Raw genomic sequence first — 13,900 nt, 5'->3', positions numbered from 1 at the left:
ATGATCGCTCTTCTTGCCACTCTCGTCCTTTCCGTTTCGTCGACGCAGGCCGCGAGCGATCCCGTCGTCGAGGCCGGCGCCGTTCTCGACCGCATGCAATCGGCGGCCTCGCGTGCGGACGGCGACGCCTATTTCGATCTGTTCACGCCTGACGCCCGGTTCATCGGCACGGATGCGACCGAGCGCTGGTCGTTGGCTGAGTTTCGCGCCTATGCCACGCCCTATTTCTCGCAAGGGAAAGGCTGGACCTATCGCCCGCATGACCGGGTGGCGATCCTGGCGCCGGGCGATTGCCGCTGCATCGTCTGGTTCGATGAGTTGCTGGACAACGACGCCTACGGCCTGACGCGAGGCTCAGGCGTGCTGCGCCTGACCGACGACGGCTGGAAGATCGAGCAATATGTGCTCAGTTTCACCGTGCCGAACGACAAGGCCAAGAGTGTGGTTGGGTTGATCGCCGAAGGTCCGGCGGACTGATGGACTTCCACGAAGAGGCGTTCGTCCTGTCGGCGCGCAGCCACGGCGACACAGGCGCCGTGGTCGATCTGCTGACCGAGAACCACGGCAGGCGTTCGGCCTATGTGGCGGGCGGAGCGTCACGCAAGATGAAGCCATTCCTGCAGGCGGGCGCGCGGGTCGTGGCCGATTACCGCGCCCGCACCTCGGATCACCTCGGCGCGGTGCGACTGGAGCCGGTAGGCGAGGGGCCCAGCGCTCTGTTCGACGACGCCCTGGCGCTGACCGGGTTGGCGGCGGCGGCGGTCGTGACCCAAGGCGCGTTGCCGGAGCGTGAGCCGCATCCCGGCGTCTTTCTGGCATTCGAGGCGCTGATGGCGGCGTTCGAAATGCCTGCGGTCTGGCCTGCGATCTTCGTGCGGTTTGAGGCGGGCCTCTTGGAAGATCTGGGCTTTGGCCTGGACCTGTCGAAATGCGCTGCGACCGGCACCGCCGATGACTTGATCTACGTCAGCCCGCGCACCGGCCGGGCGGTCAGTCGCGACGCCGGCGCCCCCTATTCCGACAAGATGCTGACCCTGCCGCCCTTCATGCTGGGCGCCCAATCCGGTCTGATCGAGGGCGACGTCCGGGCCGGGTTCGACCTGACGGGGCATTTCCTGGAGCAGTTCGTCTTCCACCCGCAGAACAAGCCCCTGCCGCCCGCGCGCGTATGGATGCTGGACAAGCTGGGCGACGCCGGCCGCCTCTAGCCGAAGGTGAAGGCGAAGACCTGAACGCCGGGATCCAGGAACTCGATCTCGAACGTCCGTTCGCGCACCGCGCCCGTCTGCCGGACCAGTTGGTACAGTCGCTCGCCGTCCACCCGGCCAAGACCTTGGGCGTCGATGTCGCTGCCGGCGTTCGCGCCCGGCGCCGCGCCATCGATCCGGACACGGAAGCGGACGGGTGCGCCCGGCTTGCTGGGCCCCATGACCAGATGGAGATCGCGCGCCTTGAAGCGGAAGGCGATACGGCCGCCGGCAGCCTGCAGGTCGGCATGCTCACGCGTCACGCGCCAGCGGCCCGAAAGGCTCCAATCGTTCAGTTTCAGCGGCGCGGCGACATAGTCCTTGATCACGTCGTTGGCCAGGCCGCCGGGAGAGCGGAATTTCTCGGCGCGGCCATAGCCGACGTAGGTCTCTGGCGATTCGACCTGGGCCATGTCGGCGGCGGCCTCTGCGCCCTCAGCCTCAACTGTGACGACGTTGCTGGCGACGTTCGCTGCGCCCGCTTCCTTTAGAAGTTGCTGAATCACGCGTTCGGAGCCCGCATAGTCGCCTTCGCCGAAGTGGTGGTGACGGATCTGTCCTTTTGCGTCGACGAAGTAGTGGGCGGGCCAGTACTGGTTCTTAAAGGCCCGCCAGATGGCGAACTCATTGTCCATGGCGACCGGATAGGTGATGCCCAGCCGCTGGATGTTCTGGCGGACGTTGGTCTCCGATTTCTCAAAGGCGAACTCGGGCGTGTGCACGCCGATCACCACCAGACCTTGATCCTTATACTTCTCAGCCCAGGCGCGGACGTACGGGATGGAGCGGATGCAGTTGATGCAGGAGTAGGTCCAGAAATCGACGACGACTACCTTGCCCTTGAGTTGCTCGGTCGTGAGCGGCGGGGTGTTGATCCAGGTCGTCGCGCCCGTCAGCGGCGGCATCACCCCTTCGACCGGCAGATTGGCCAGATCGGCCGGGGCCTGGTTCGTCGGCATGCCGCGGCCGATCCCGCCCAGCAGCGCCTGTTCGATCCGACCCGTGCTGGCGGCCGAGATGCGGGTCAGCAAGCCGGTGTCCGCGCCCAGGCCAATGATGACCACGCCGATCAGCACCAACACGCCCAGACCGCGCCGCACCCATTCGCCGACGCCCAACGCGCCCTTCATGGCCTTGAACACGCGACCGCCGACCAACAGGGCCAGACCGAGCGATGTCGCCGCGCCCGCCGCATAGGCGAGCAGCAGAACCGTCGTTCCGACGCCTGCGCCCTGAAGCGCCGCGCCCGTCAGGATCACGCCCAGAATGGGTCCGGCGCACGGCGCCCAGAGCAGTCCCGTCGCGACGCCGAGCAGCAGGGACGAGCGCACGTCACCCTGATCTCCCCCCAGATTGCTGGCTTGGCGCTCGGCGCGATCCGTCAGCCAGGACCCCGCCGCCACGAACGGCCGCATCAGCCGATCGCCCACGGCCGGAAACAGCAGGCTGACGCCCAGCACCGCCATGACTGCCAGGGCGATCCAGCGCCCGACCTCATTGGCCCGCACCGCCCAGCCGCCGCCCAGGGCCGCCAGCGTCGCCACCCCCGCAAAGGTCACGGCCATCCCGACCAACAACGGCAGACCGTTGCGGATGAACGGCCGATCCGCTCGCGCGAAGACGAAGGGCAGAACCGGCAGGATGCAGGGACTGACGATGGTCAGAACGCCGGCGAGATAGGACAGCAGGAACAGGATCATGGCGCGGCCTGACGAGGGTGTGTGTCTCACATACGCACGGCGGAGCGGTTTGGTGACTCCCCAGCGCGCTTATCCCCCAATCTGGCGCCTTACGGGCTAGACTTCCCGCTTCCGATCCCCGATTCGCAGAGCCATGACGATCCACGCCCCGCCGCCGGAAGGCGGCCGCATCATCGACGAGCCGATGGAGACGGCGCTCAGCCGCCGCTATCTGGCCTACGCCCTGTCGACCATTACGAACCGCGCGCTGCCTGACGTCCGTGACGGGTTCAAGCCCGTGCACCGGCGCATCCTCTACGCCATGCATCAAATGCGGCTGAACCCGCAGGCGGCGGCGCGCAAATGCGCCAAGGTCGTCGGCGAGGTTATGGGCGGATATCACCCCCACGGCGACGCCTCGATCTACGAGGCTCTGGTACGGCTGGCTCAGGATTTCGCCCAGCGTTACCCGTTGGTCGACGGTCAGGGGAACTTCGGCAATATCGACGGCGATAGCGCCGCGGCCATGCGCTACACCGAGTGCAAACTGACGCCGGCCGCAGTCCTGCTGTTGGACGGCATCGATCAGGACGCCGTCGATTTCCGGCCAACCTATGACGATCAGGACGAAGAGCCGATCGTCCTGCCCGCGGGCTTCCCGAATCTTCTGGCCAATGGCTCGTCGGGTATCGCGGTCGGCATGGCCACCTCGATCCCGCCGCACAATGTCGGCGAACTGATCGACGCCTGCCAACTGCTGCTGGAGCGTCCCGACGCGACGACCGAGGACTTGGTTCAGCATGTGCCAGGCCCCGACTTCCCGACCGGGGGCGTTGCGGTTGAAGGTCATGCCTCCATCCTGGACGCCTATGAGACGGGCAGGGGCGGGGTGCGCCTGCGCGCGCGCTGGGAGACCGAAGATCTGGGGCGCGGCGTGTGGCGGATCATCGTCACCGAAATGCCCTATCAGGTGCAGAAGTCGCGACTGATCGAGGCGCTGGCGGACCTGATCGAGCACAAGAAGGCACCGCTGCTCGGCGATGTACGCGACGAGTCGGCTGAGGACATCCGCCTGATCTTGGAGCCCAAGAACCGGACCATCGAGCCTGAAATGCTGATGGAAAGCCTGTTCAAACTGTCTGATCTGGAGGTCCGCTTCCCGATCAATATGAACGTGCTGGACGCCAGCGGCACGCCGCGCGTCATGGGTCTGAAAGACTGCCTGCGCGCCTTCCTGGATCACCGCCGCGAGGTGCTGAACCGCCGTTCCCAATGGCGGATCGAGCGGGTCGAAAAGCGTCTGCATCTGCTGGAAGGCCTGCGCATCGTCTTCCTCAACCTGGACGAGGTGATCCGCATCGTCCGTGAGGAGGAGCAGCCCAAGGCCGTCCTGATCGCGCGCTTCGGCCTCACGGAGGTTCAGGCTGACTTCATCCTCGACACGCGGCTGCGTCAGTTGGCGCGTCTGGAAGAGATGACGATCGAAAAGGAATTCAATGCGCTGTCGGAGGAACTTGCCAATCTGAAGGCGCTGACGTCGTCGGAAGGCAAGCAGTGGAAGGCGATCTCCAAGGAGCTGGAGGCCGTGCGCAAGGCGCTGATCTCGCCGCGCCGGACGACGATCGCCGAGGCGGTGGACACGTCCGCCTTCGTCGCGCCCGAGGCCTTCATTCCGCGCGAGGCGATCACCGTCATCCTGTCGGAACGTGGCTGGATCCGCGCCGCCAAGGGCAAGGTCGAGGATCCGTCGGAGCTGAAGTTCAAGGAAGGCGACCAACTCGCCTACCTCGTCCCGGCCTATACGACCGACAAGCTGCTGGTGGCGGCGTCGGACGGGCGCATCTTCACCATAGGCGCGGACAAGCTGGCGTCCGGACGCGGCCATGGCGAGCCGCTGCGCCTGATGATCGATCTGGACGAAAAGGCCGAGATCATCAACGTCCTGGCCCACCAGCCGGGCGGCAAGCTGCTGATCGCATCAAAGGCCGGATACGGCTTCATTGCGCCAGAAGACGACACCCTGGCCCAGAAGCGCGGCGGCAAACAGGTGCTGAACGGCGAAATGCTGGCGGTGCTGCGAGTGACCGGTGATCACGTCGCGACGATCGGCGAGAACATCAAGACGCTGATCTTCCCTCTCGCCGAACTGCCCGAGATGGGGCGCGGCAAGGGCGTGAAGCTGCAAAGCTTCAAACAGGGCGGCCTCGCCGACATCACCGTCTTCAACGCCGAGAGCGGGCCTGAATGGGCGGACGGCGGCGGACGTCGTCGCAACTGGCCCGACTGGAAAGACTGGCTGGGCAAACGCGCCGGCGCCGGTCGCCAGGGACCAAGAGGCCTGCGCAAGTTCAGATAGGTGGACCGCCCGTCGGTTCTAGAACAGGACCGACGGGTTCATGATCCTCTTGGGATCGATGGCGCGGCGGATGGCGGCCATGGTTTCGATCTCGAGAGGGGACTTGTAGCGCTTGACCTCTTCGGTCTTCAGCCGGCCCAAGCCGTGTTCGGCGGAGATCGAGCCGTAATAGGTTCCGACAACGTCGTGAACCACTTGCGAGCCTTCCTTCCAGCGGCCGATGAAGGCGGGGATGTCCTGACCGACACCTGGCAGGATGTCGTAGTGCAGATTGCCGTCACCGACGTGACCAAAGACCGAGATACGGGCGCCGGGATGGAAGCGTTCGACGGCGGCCGAGGCTTCGTCGATGAACTCGGCGATGCGGCTGATGGGCACGGAGACGTCGTGTTTCCAACCGCCGCCCTCGGGCTTCAGGGCCGCCGAATGTTCCTCGCGCAAACGCCAGAAGGCGGCGCGCTGAGCGTCGTTCTGGGCGATGGCGGCGTCGGTGATCAGGCCTTGTTCGAAGGCGACCTCCAGGAGGGCCTCCATCTGCGCCTCGGCGCCGCCGGGCGTGCCAGAAGCGATCTCGATCAGGACGTACCAGTCGGGCGTCGTCTCCAGCGGCTCGCGGGTGTCGGGGATGTTCTTGAGCACCAGTTCCATGCCGAGACGCTTCATCAGTTCGAAAGCCTCAACCCCGCCGCCGGTCTCGGCCTTGGCGCGGGCGAGCAACTCGACCGAGGCGGCGGCGGTTTCCAGCCCGACGACGGCGACGGCGCGCGAGCGCATGATCGGGAAGAGTTTCAGGGTGGCGGCGGTCACGACGCCCAATGTGCCCTCGGCGCCGATCAGCAGCTGTTTCAGGTCGTATCCGGTGTTGTCCTTGCGCAGGCGTTTGAGGCCCCGGAAGATCTCGCCATTCGGCAGGACGGCCTCAAGGCCCAAAACCAGGTCGCGCATCATGCCGTAGCGCAGGACCTGAGTGCCGCCGGCGTTGGTGGAGATGACGCCGCCGATGGTGGCCGAGCCTTCAGCCGCCAGGCTGAGCGGGAAATAGCGGCCGGCCGCCGTCGCCGTCTGTTGCGCCTCGAGCAAGGTCAGACCGGCCTCGACCGTCATGGCGTCATCTAAGGGCGTGACGTCGCGGACGGCGCGCATCTTGCGGGTCGATAGCAACACCTCGCCAAAGGGCACCTGGCCGCCGACCAGTCCCGTGCCGCCGCCTTGGGGCGTAATCGCGACGCCTTCGCGCGCGCAGATCGTCACGGTGCGCGCGACCTCTTCCGTCGAGCGTGGGGTCAGCAGGATCGGCGTGTCGCCCGTCCAGCGATTGCGCCATTCGGTCAGATGCGGCGCGATGACATCCGGGTCCTGGGTCCAGCCGCCCGGACCGAGCGCGGCCTTCAGTTCGTCAAGCACGGCGGTGGAGGGAACGGGCGTCTGCATGCCCCCTTTTGTCAGGCGTCGCCGTGCGTTGGAAGGGCCGCGAGGCCGTTAGACGTCGAGTTCTTCTTTCACGAACTGGGCGTTTTCCTGAATGAACTGGAAGCGCGCGTCGGCGCGCTTGCCCATCAGGCGTTCGACCAGGTCTTCGATGCTGGCCTCGGCGTCGGGCACCGTGATCCGCGCGAGGGTGCGTTTCTTTGGATCCATGGTTGTTTCCTTCAGCTGGGAGGCCATCATTTCGCCCAGCCCCTTGAACCGGCCGATCTCGGTTTTCTTGCCCTTGAACACGGTCGCCAGCAGCTCGTCGCGGTGGCCGTCGTCGCGGGCGTATTCGCTCAAGGGACCGGCGCTGATGCGGTAGAGCGGCGGAAGGGCCATGAAGACCCGGCCCTGACGGATCGTCTCCGGCATGACGCGGTAGAAGAAGGTGATCAGCAGGGCCGCGATGTGGGCGCCGTCTACGTCGGCGTCGGTCATGATGACGATCCGCTCGTAGCGCAGGTCGTCGATGTTGAACCGGTTGCCGGGCTGGACGCCCAAGGCCAGCGCCAAGTCGGACAGTTCGACGTTGGCGCGTAGCTTGTCGGCGGTGGCGGACGCGACGTTCAAAATCTTGCCGCGCAGGGGTAGGATGGCCTGGGTCGTGCGGTCGCGCGCCTGTTTGGCCGAGCCGCCGGCCGAATCGCCTTCGACGATGAAGAGTTCGGTCCCTTGAGCCGACTGGCGGCTGCAGTCCGATAGCTTGCCGGGCAGGCGCAGCTTGCGGGTGGCGGCGGCGCGCTGAACCTCCTTGTCCTTACGGCGTCGCAGCCGGTCCTCGGCGCGATCGACGACGAAGCCCAGCAGGGCGTTAGCCTGTTTGGGGCTTTCGGTCAGCCAGTGATCCAGCGGGTCGCGGAGCAACTGCTCGACAATGCGCGCGCCCTCGGGCGAGGACAGACGGTCCTTGGTCTGACCCTGGAATTCGGGATTGCGGATGAAGACGCTGATCAGGGCGCCGGCATTGGCGATGACGTCCTCGGCCGTGATGATCGCTGCGCGTTTCTCGTTGGTCAGTTCGCCGTAAGATTTCAGCCCCTTGACCAAGGCGGCGCGGAAGCCGGCCTCGTGCGTGCCGCCATCGGGCGTGGAGACGGTGTTGCAGTACGATTGGATGAAGCCGTCCGACTCGCCAAAGCCGATCGGCGACCAGGTGACGGCCCATTCGAACGCGCCCGCCTCGCCTTGACGCTCGGCGCGGCCGGCGAAGGTGGGGGTGACGGTTTCCAGCTGACCGATGCGGTCGATCAGGGCGTCGGCCAGGCCGCCGGGGAAGTGCAGACTGGCCTGGGCGGGCGTAGAGTCAGTGATCCGCTCCGGCGCGCAGGTCCAGCGAATCTCAACGCCGCGGAACAGATAGGCTTTAGACCGTGCCATGCGGAATAGGCGCGCCGGCTTGAAGGCCGCGCCCATGCCGAAGATTTCGTCGTCGGGCTTGAAGCGGATCAGGGTGCCGCGCTTCTTGGACGGGCCGATCTGCTGGATCGGAGCTAGGACGTGGCCGCGGCTGAAGGCCTGCTTCCATTCGAAACCGTCGCGCCAGACGGTGACCTCGACGCTTTCGCTCAGGGCGTTGACGACCGAGACGCCGACGCCGTGCAACCCGCCAGAGGTTTCATAGGCTTTGCCCGAGAACTTGCCGCCTGAGTGCAGGACGGTCATGACGACTTCCAGCGCGGACTTGCCGGGGTGTTTGGGGTGCGGATCGACCGGGATGCCGCGTCCGTCATCGCGCACCGACAGATATCCGTCCGCGTCCAGATCGACGGTGATCAGCTTGGCGTGCTTCGCCACCGCCTCGTCCATGGCGTTGTCCAGGACTTCGGCGAAGAGGTGGTGCAGGGCGCGCTCGTCGGTGCCGCCGATATACATGCCGGGGCGCTTGCGAACGGGTTCAAGCCCTTCCAGCACTTCGATGGAGGAGGCGGAATAGCCGGTGGCGGCCGCCGTCGTGGCCGTGGCCTGAACAGCAGGCGGCGCGGGCGTGGGGACGATAGAGGGCGCAGCTGCAGGCGGGGTCGCCGCAACTGGCTTGGGCGGCTCGGGTTTGCGAGCTTCGGGTTCGTCGTCAAAAGCGAAGAGGTCGGCGGCCATTCACATAGTCTGAGGCGATTCGGGACCGGGTCTGGTAGGCCCGTGACGCCTGTCGAGCAAGCGGCGCACGAACAGGGGCCGGAACAAAGGTCACGGCGCGGGCCATAATCGCCAGCATCAGGATCCACGGCAGATTGGCGTGGGTCAGCAGGACGCTCTCGGACAGGCTTAGAGCCGTGAAGACCGCCAGATAAGCGACGCTCCAATAGCCTTCGCGCGCGCCGAGCCCGTTCGTGCGCGCGACGACGAAGATCGCAGAGATCGCCATGACCGCGCCCACCGCCACCGCACCGGGCCAACCCAGTTGCACGAGAAGGTCGATCCAGCCGTTGTGAGCGGAAGGCACGGGCCATTGGGTCTCGATGCGGATCTCGCGCGCGGGGATCGAGTCCACGCCCCAGAAGGCGCTGAAGCCGTATCCGGTCCAAGGGCGCTCTGCGACCTTCCGCATCAAGGCTTCCCAGATCAGGGTGCGGCCTGTCAGCGACGGATCCTTGCCCAGCGCCTCCAGGATCGCAGCGGAATCGGAGTTCCACAGCCAAGTCGCGCCCGCCGCAATGATGACGGCAAGCCAGATGCCGATAACGGTGATGACGGCGCCGCCCTGTTTCAACGCCCACCACCCGCCGATCATGCCCAGGCCCAGGCCCCAGCACAGAAGCGATGTCTTGGATTGGGTGGCGAGCACCAGGAGCGTGGTCAGGCACAATGTCACTAGGCAGATCCAAAGCCGGTGGCTGCGTCCGGCGATATGATCGGCCGCCAGTGTCGCCGCGGCCGAGACGGCGCCCACCACCATGACCAGCCCCATCTGGTTCTTCTCGTACCAGAGGCCGCGCCACAGGCCGGCGTTGTCGAACTGGTGCACCCCGACCTTCGGATAGCCGAAAACCATGATCAGGCTGCCGACCGCCATCACCAGACAGGTGTACATCAGGACGCGCGGCAGGGCGTCGTCACGGAAGCGGGCGCCCAGAAAGATGGCGAAGGCGCTGTTGATCGCCATGGCGATGACGCGGCGCTCCGTGACCTCGGGGTCGATGGACCAGTATTTCGACACGAAACAGAGGGCGACGAGGGCGAACATCATCAGCCATGCCGGCCAGGCGCGGATGACCTTGTCGAAGCGAAAGACGATCAGGCCGGCGATGACGGCATAGACCGGCAGCCAGATGAACCGCAGGATCGGCGTCTCGACCTGGGTCGGTGCGATGACGGGCGCGATCAGGGCGCCGGTCAGCATGAAGACGACGAAGCCGGCCGCCCACTGTTCCCACAGCGGCGGAGAATCATCCGGGCTCTGAACGGGTGGTTCGCGCACGGGCGCACAGTCCTTTACGGCGCTTAAGGAACCGTGAGTGAGGCGGTGAAGGCGGCGAGACCTCCTTCCAGATCGGCGATCAGGTCGGAGGGGTCTTCAAGACCGACATGAAGACGGATCAGTTCGCCCTCAAGCACGGGCGGATGGTTGCGGTAGGCCATCTGATGGGTTTCGTGAGTGATCAGGCTTTCGAACCCGCCCCAGGAATAGCCCAGCCCGAACAGGGTCAGAGCGTTCAGAAAGGCCTCGCCCGCCGCCTTGTCGCTGCCCTTCATGACCACGCCCATCAGGGACGCGGCGCCGGTAAAATCTCGCCGCCACAGGTCATGATCGATCGAGCCGGGCAGGGGCGGGTAGAGGACGCGCGACACCTCGGGTCGGGCTTGCAGCCATTCCGCCACGATCAAGCCTGATCGCGCCTGTTCGGCATAACGCATCGGCAAGGTCCGCAGGCCACGCAGCGCCAGCCAGGCGTCGTCGGGCGACACATGCCAGCCGAGATCCTCGATCGTGTCGCCGATGGCGCGCAGACAGGCGGAATTGTCCGAAGCGATACTGCCCATCAGCACGTCCGAATGACCGCCGACATATTTGGTCACGGCCTGAACACTGACATCCACGCCATAGGCCAGCGGACGATAAGCCAGGCCGGCCGCCCAGGTATTGTCTACCACCGTCAGCACGCCTCGCTTACGACAGGCCTGGGCCACGGCGGCGACATCGACCATCTCGAATGTGAGAGAGGCCGGCGACTCCATCAGCACCAGCCGCGTGCGTTCGCCAATGGCGGCCAGAACAGTCTGCGCATCTGCGTCTGCGGGCAAAAAGCGGGTCATGATGCCGCGGGCCAATTGATACCGGCTCAGGAAGCGGCGCGTCGGACCATAGACGGCGTCCGTCGCGATGACCTCGTCGCCCGGTCTCAAAAGCGCCAGAAGCGGAACCGTGACGGCCGCAAGACCCGACGGAACCAGAAAGGCTTCCTCTGCCCCCTCCAGATTGGCCAGGGCGCGACGAAGATCGCGGGCGGCGCTGGTCCCGCTGAGGCCATAGGTCGGGCCGTCGGTCTCGTCGCGCATGACGGCCGCGCTGTCGCTCAACATCGTCGAGGCGCGTTCGATCGGGGGATTGACGCCGCGCCGACCCTGACCGCGTCGCGTGGCGGCGGCGATCAGGCGGGTGCGGTCCGAAAGCGGCGACATGACCCCTCCGATGGGTTGCGGATCGGTCCCTAAAGGCCTCTAAAGCCAGCGGGGCGCAAGCGGCGAGGGATAGGAACGCGATGCGGTGCTGGACGATCGGAGCGATGGCCGCTGTGCTGATGACGACGGCTTGCGGGCGCAAGGACGCCAGCCCTGCGCCGGAAGCCAGCCCTGCCACGCCCGCGCAAGCGTCTTCGACGGCGGTCGCGAAAAGCCCGACGCTGGCCGCCATCAAACGCCGCGGTCGCCTGAACTGCGGCGTGCATCAGGGGTTGGTCGGCTTCGCCTACACCGACAATCGCGGCCAGTGGCGCGGCTTCGACGTGGACTTCTGTCGCGCGACGGCGGCGGCGGTGCTGGGCGATGCCGATGCGGTGCGGTTCGTGCCTCTGTCGGCGTCAGATCGCTTCACGGCGCTGAACGACGGACGGATCGATGTGCTTTGGCGCAACTCGTCCTGGACCATGAGCCGCGACGCGGGCGAAGGTTTCGTGTTCGCCGGGATCAATTACTACGACGGGCAGGGCTTCCTGGTCCGGCGTTCGCTGAACCTGAACAGCGCGACTGAACTGACCGGCGCGCGGGTTTGCGTTCAGTCGGGCTCGACGTCCCAGGCGAACGCCGCCGACTATTTCCGGTCTCGCGGCATCGAATATCGGCCCGTCGTGTTTGAGACTGAGGAAGCGGCGCGCGACGCCTATGGTCGCGAGGATTGCGACGCATTCAGCGCCGACATTTCTGCGCTAGCTGCCGCGCGGACCGTGCTGACCAACCCCAACGAACATGTGATCCTGTCCGATGTCGCGTCTAAGGAGCCGCTGGGGCCGGTGGTCAAGTCGGGCGACGAGCGCTGGGCCTCGACCGTCCGTTGGACCCTGAATGCCCTGATGCTGGCCGAAGAGCTCGACGTCACCAAGGCCAATGCCGAAGATCAGTTTAAGACCGCGACCGACCCGCGTGTCCGGCGTTTGCTGGGCGTCGAGGGCGAGTTCGGTCTTATGCTGGGTCTATCCGAAGACTGGGCTAAGGACGCGGTCGAAGCCGTCGGAAATTATGGCGAGATTTTCGATCGAAATCTGGGATCGCAATCGGCGCTCGACCTGGCGCGTGGTTTGAACGCACAATGGAACGCGCGCCCGGCCGGCTTGATCTATGGCCTGCCGATCCGATAAGCGCCGACGCTTGCATCGCTTCCTGGGGGACAGATGACCGAGACGAAACGCGGCGGCCTTGCGCTGCACTGGCTGATGTTGATCGGTTTCGCGGTCGGTCTGATCGGGGGATTGCTGGTCAATCTGGCGGTCGGTGCCGATGCTGCCTGGGTGGTCTGGCTGACGGACAACGTGACCGGGCCGATCGGTCAGATCTTCCTGCGCCTGCTGTTCATGATGGTGATCCCGCTGCTGTTCTCGGCCCTGGTCGTCGGGGTGGCGGAGATGGGCGATCTCAGCTCGCTGGGACGGGCGGGGATCAAGACGCTGCTTCTGACGGTTGTGGTGTCCAGCATTGCGGTGGTCATCGGTTTGGTGATGGTCAACGTCTTCCAGCCCGGGCGAGGTGTCGATCCGGCGGTGGCTCAGCAGCTGTTGGAGCAGGGCAAGGACGGCGCCGCCAGCATCGTTCAGACCGGGCGCGACAGCTCGATCCAGTTGGGCGATTTCTTCCTGGATCTGGTGCCGTCGAACGCGGTCACCGCAGCGGCGGAGAACGCGATCCTTCCGCTGATGATCTTCGCCCTGTTCTTCGGCATCGGTCTGGTCATGGCCAAGAGCCCGGCAACGGACCGTCTGCAGGAAGTGATCCAGGGGATCTTCGAGGTCTCCATGACCCTGATCAACCTGTTCATCAAACTGGCACCGCTGGCCATCGCCTGTCTGATGTTCAACCTGGCGGCCCTGTTCGGTTGGGACCTGTTGGTGCGCCTGGCGGCCTTCGTCGGCGTCGCGGTCGGCGCGATGGCGATCCATATGTTCGTGGTCTATCCGCTCGTAATCTGGCTGGCGGCCGGCCGCTCGCCCATCGCCTTCTTCAAGGGTGTGCGCGAGCCGATGGTGGTGGCCTTCTCGACCGCCTCGTCCAACGCGTCTCTGCCGGTGTCGCTCAAAGCGGCTGAGGAGCAGTTGCACCTGCCGCGCAAGATCGCGCGTTTCGTCCTGACGGTCGGCGCCACCGCCAACCAGAACGGCACGGCGCTGTTTGAAGGTGTCACAGTGCTGTTCCTCGCCCAGTTCTTCGGCATCGACCTGACGATCACGCAGCAAGTCGTGGTCATGCTGGTCTGCATTTTGGGCGGCATTGGCACGGCAGGCGTCCCGGCCGGTTCGCTGCCGGTCGTGGCGATGATCCTGGTGATGGTGAAAGTGCCACCCGAAGGCATCGGCCTGATTCTTGGCGTCGACCGTTTCCTGGACATGTGCCGCACGACTTTGAACGTTACGGGCGACCTGGTTTTGGCCACCGTTGTTTCGCGTGGCGAGGAAGACGAACCGGCCGACGCCGACGACGTCGTCCCCGCGGCGCCGCCGGCCTGA

10 protein-coding genes are annotated in these 13,900 nt (G+C 65.7%); 5 read left to right on the top strand and 5 right to left on the bottom strand.

All coding sequences use genetic code 11. The features are described from left to right. Nucleotides 1-477 (top strand): nuclear transport factor 2 family protein, encoded by a 477-nt coding sequence (locus tag KAK88_RS10100; protein WP_242076549.1) that lies wholly within the window; start codon nt 1-3, stop codon nt 475-477. Beyond that, on the top strand, nt 477-1,208 hold the full coding sequence (gene recO / locus KAK88_RS10095; protein WP_242076548.1) for a DNA repair protein RecO: 732 nt from the start codon (nt 477-479) through the stop codon (nt 1,206-1,208). Before KAK88_RS10100 ends, recO begins: the two co-directional genes overlap by 1 nt. Here recO and KAK88_RS10090 read toward each other — a convergent pair. Further along, nucleotides 1,205-2,947, bottom strand: coding sequence for a cytochrome c biogenesis protein DipZ (locus KAK88_RS10090; protein WP_242076547.1), 1,743 nt, complete (start codon nt 2,945-2,947; stop codon nt 1,205-1,207). The two genes, recO and KAK88_RS10090, sit on opposite strands and share 4 nt — an antisense overlap. Nucleotides 2,948-3,080: 133 nt before the next feature. Here KAK88_RS10090 and parC point away from each other — a divergent pair, with 133 nt between their 5' ends. Continuing rightward, nucleotides 3,081-5,282: a DNA topoisomerase IV subunit A gene (gene parC / locus KAK88_RS10085; RefSeq protein ID WP_242076546.1), complete on the top strand. Its 2,202-nt coding sequence runs from the start codon at nt 3,081-3,083 to the stop codon at nt 5,280-5,282. Nucleotides 5,283-5,300: 18 nt separating this feature from the next. On the opposite strand, the gene KAK88_RS10080 is transcribed toward parC, so the two are convergent. Genes KAK88_RS10080 through metC form a run of 4 tightly spaced genes read right to left on the bottom strand, consistent with a single transcriptional unit; the run spans nt 5,301 to nt 11,369 of the window. Next, nucleotides 5,301-6,713 (bottom strand): FAD-binding oxidoreductase, encoded by a 1,413-nt coding sequence (locus tag KAK88_RS10080; RefSeq protein ID WP_242076545.1) that lies wholly within the window; start codon nt 6,711-6,713, stop codon nt 5,301-5,303. Nucleotides 6,714-6,761: 48 nt separating this feature from the next. Next, entirely contained in the window at nt 6,762-8,846 is a 2,085-nt protein-coding gene (locus KAK88_RS10075) for a DNA topoisomerase IV subunit B (RefSeq protein WP_242076544.1), read from the bottom strand. Beyond that, a complete protein-coding gene (locus KAK88_RS10070) occupies nt 8,821-10,167 on the bottom strand; it encodes an O-antigen ligase family protein (protein WP_242076543.1) in 1,347 nt (448 codons plus the stop codon). The genes KAK88_RS10075 and KAK88_RS10070 overlap by 26 nt, the downstream gene beginning before the upstream one ends. A gap of 23 nt (nt 10,168-10,190) precedes the next feature. Continuing rightward, nucleotides 10,191-11,369: a cystathionine beta-lyase gene (gene metC / locus KAK88_RS10065; RefSeq protein ID WP_242076542.1), complete on the bottom strand. Its 1,179-nt coding sequence runs from the start codon at nt 11,367-11,369 to the stop codon at nt 10,191-10,193. Nucleotides 11,370-11,473: 104 nt separating this feature from the next. On the opposite strand from metC, the gene KAK88_RS10060 reads away from it, so the two are divergent. Beyond that, nucleotides 11,474-12,541 carry an amino acid ABC transporter substrate-binding protein gene (locus KAK88_RS10060; RefSeq protein ID WP_242076541.1) on the top strand — a complete coding sequence of 356 codons (1,068 nt, stop codon included), beginning with the start codon at nt 11,474-11,476 and terminating at the stop codon, nt 12,539-12,541. 33 nt (nt 12,542-12,574) lie between these two features. Beyond that, on the top strand, nt 12,575-13,900 hold the full coding sequence (locus KAK88_RS10055; protein WP_199059880.1) for a dicarboxylate/amino acid:cation symporter: 1,326 nt from the start codon (nt 12,575-12,577) through the stop codon (nt 13,898-13,900).

Origin of the sequence: Brevundimonas diminuta, from assembly GCF_022654015.1 — a bacterium.
Taxonomy (GTDB): Bacteria; Pseudomonadota; Alphaproteobacteria; order Caulobacterales; family Caulobacteraceae; genus Brevundimonas; species Brevundimonas diminuta_C.
Note: the sequence above shows the minus strand (reverse complement) of the source record. Positions and strands in the feature narration are given on the sequence as shown.

What these genes read in the sequence shown, in the direction of transcription:
- KAK88_RS10100 (WP_242076549.1), top strand. Translation starts at nt 1, where the DNA reads ATGATCGCTCTTCTTGCCACTCTCGTCCTTTCCGTTTCGTCGACGCAG.
- recO (WP_242076548.1), top strand. Translation starts at nt 477, where the DNA reads ATGGACTTCCACGAAGAGGCGTTCGTCCTGTCGGCGCGCAGCCACGGC.
- KAK88_RS10090 (WP_242076547.1), bottom strand. Translation starts at nt 2,947, where the DNA reads ATGATCCTGTTCCTGCTGTCCTATCTCGCCGGCGTTCTGACCATCGTC.
- parC (WP_242076546.1), top strand. Translation starts at nt 3,081, where the DNA reads ATGACGATCCACGCCCCGCCGCCGGAAGGCGGCCGCATCATCGACGAG.
- KAK88_RS10080 (WP_242076545.1), bottom strand. Translation starts at nt 6,713, where the DNA reads ATGCAGACGCCCGTTCCCTCCACCGCCGTGCTTGACGAACTGAAGGCC.
- KAK88_RS10075 (WP_242076544.1), bottom strand. Translation starts at nt 8,846, where the DNA reads ATGGCCGCCGACCTCTTCGCTTTTGACGACGAACCCGAAGCTCGCAAA.
- metC (WP_242076542.1), bottom strand. Translation starts at nt 11,369, where the DNA reads ATGTCGCCGCTTTCGGACCGCACCCGCCTGATCGCCGCCGCCACGCGA.
- KAK88_RS10060 (WP_242076541.1), top strand. Translation starts at nt 11,474, where the DNA reads ATGGCCGCTGTGCTGATGACGACGGCTTGCGGGCGCAAGGACGCCAGC.
- KAK88_RS10055 (WP_199059880.1), top strand. Translation starts at nt 12,575, where the DNA reads ATGACCGAGACGAAACGCGGCGGCCTTGCGCTGCACTGGCTGATGTTG.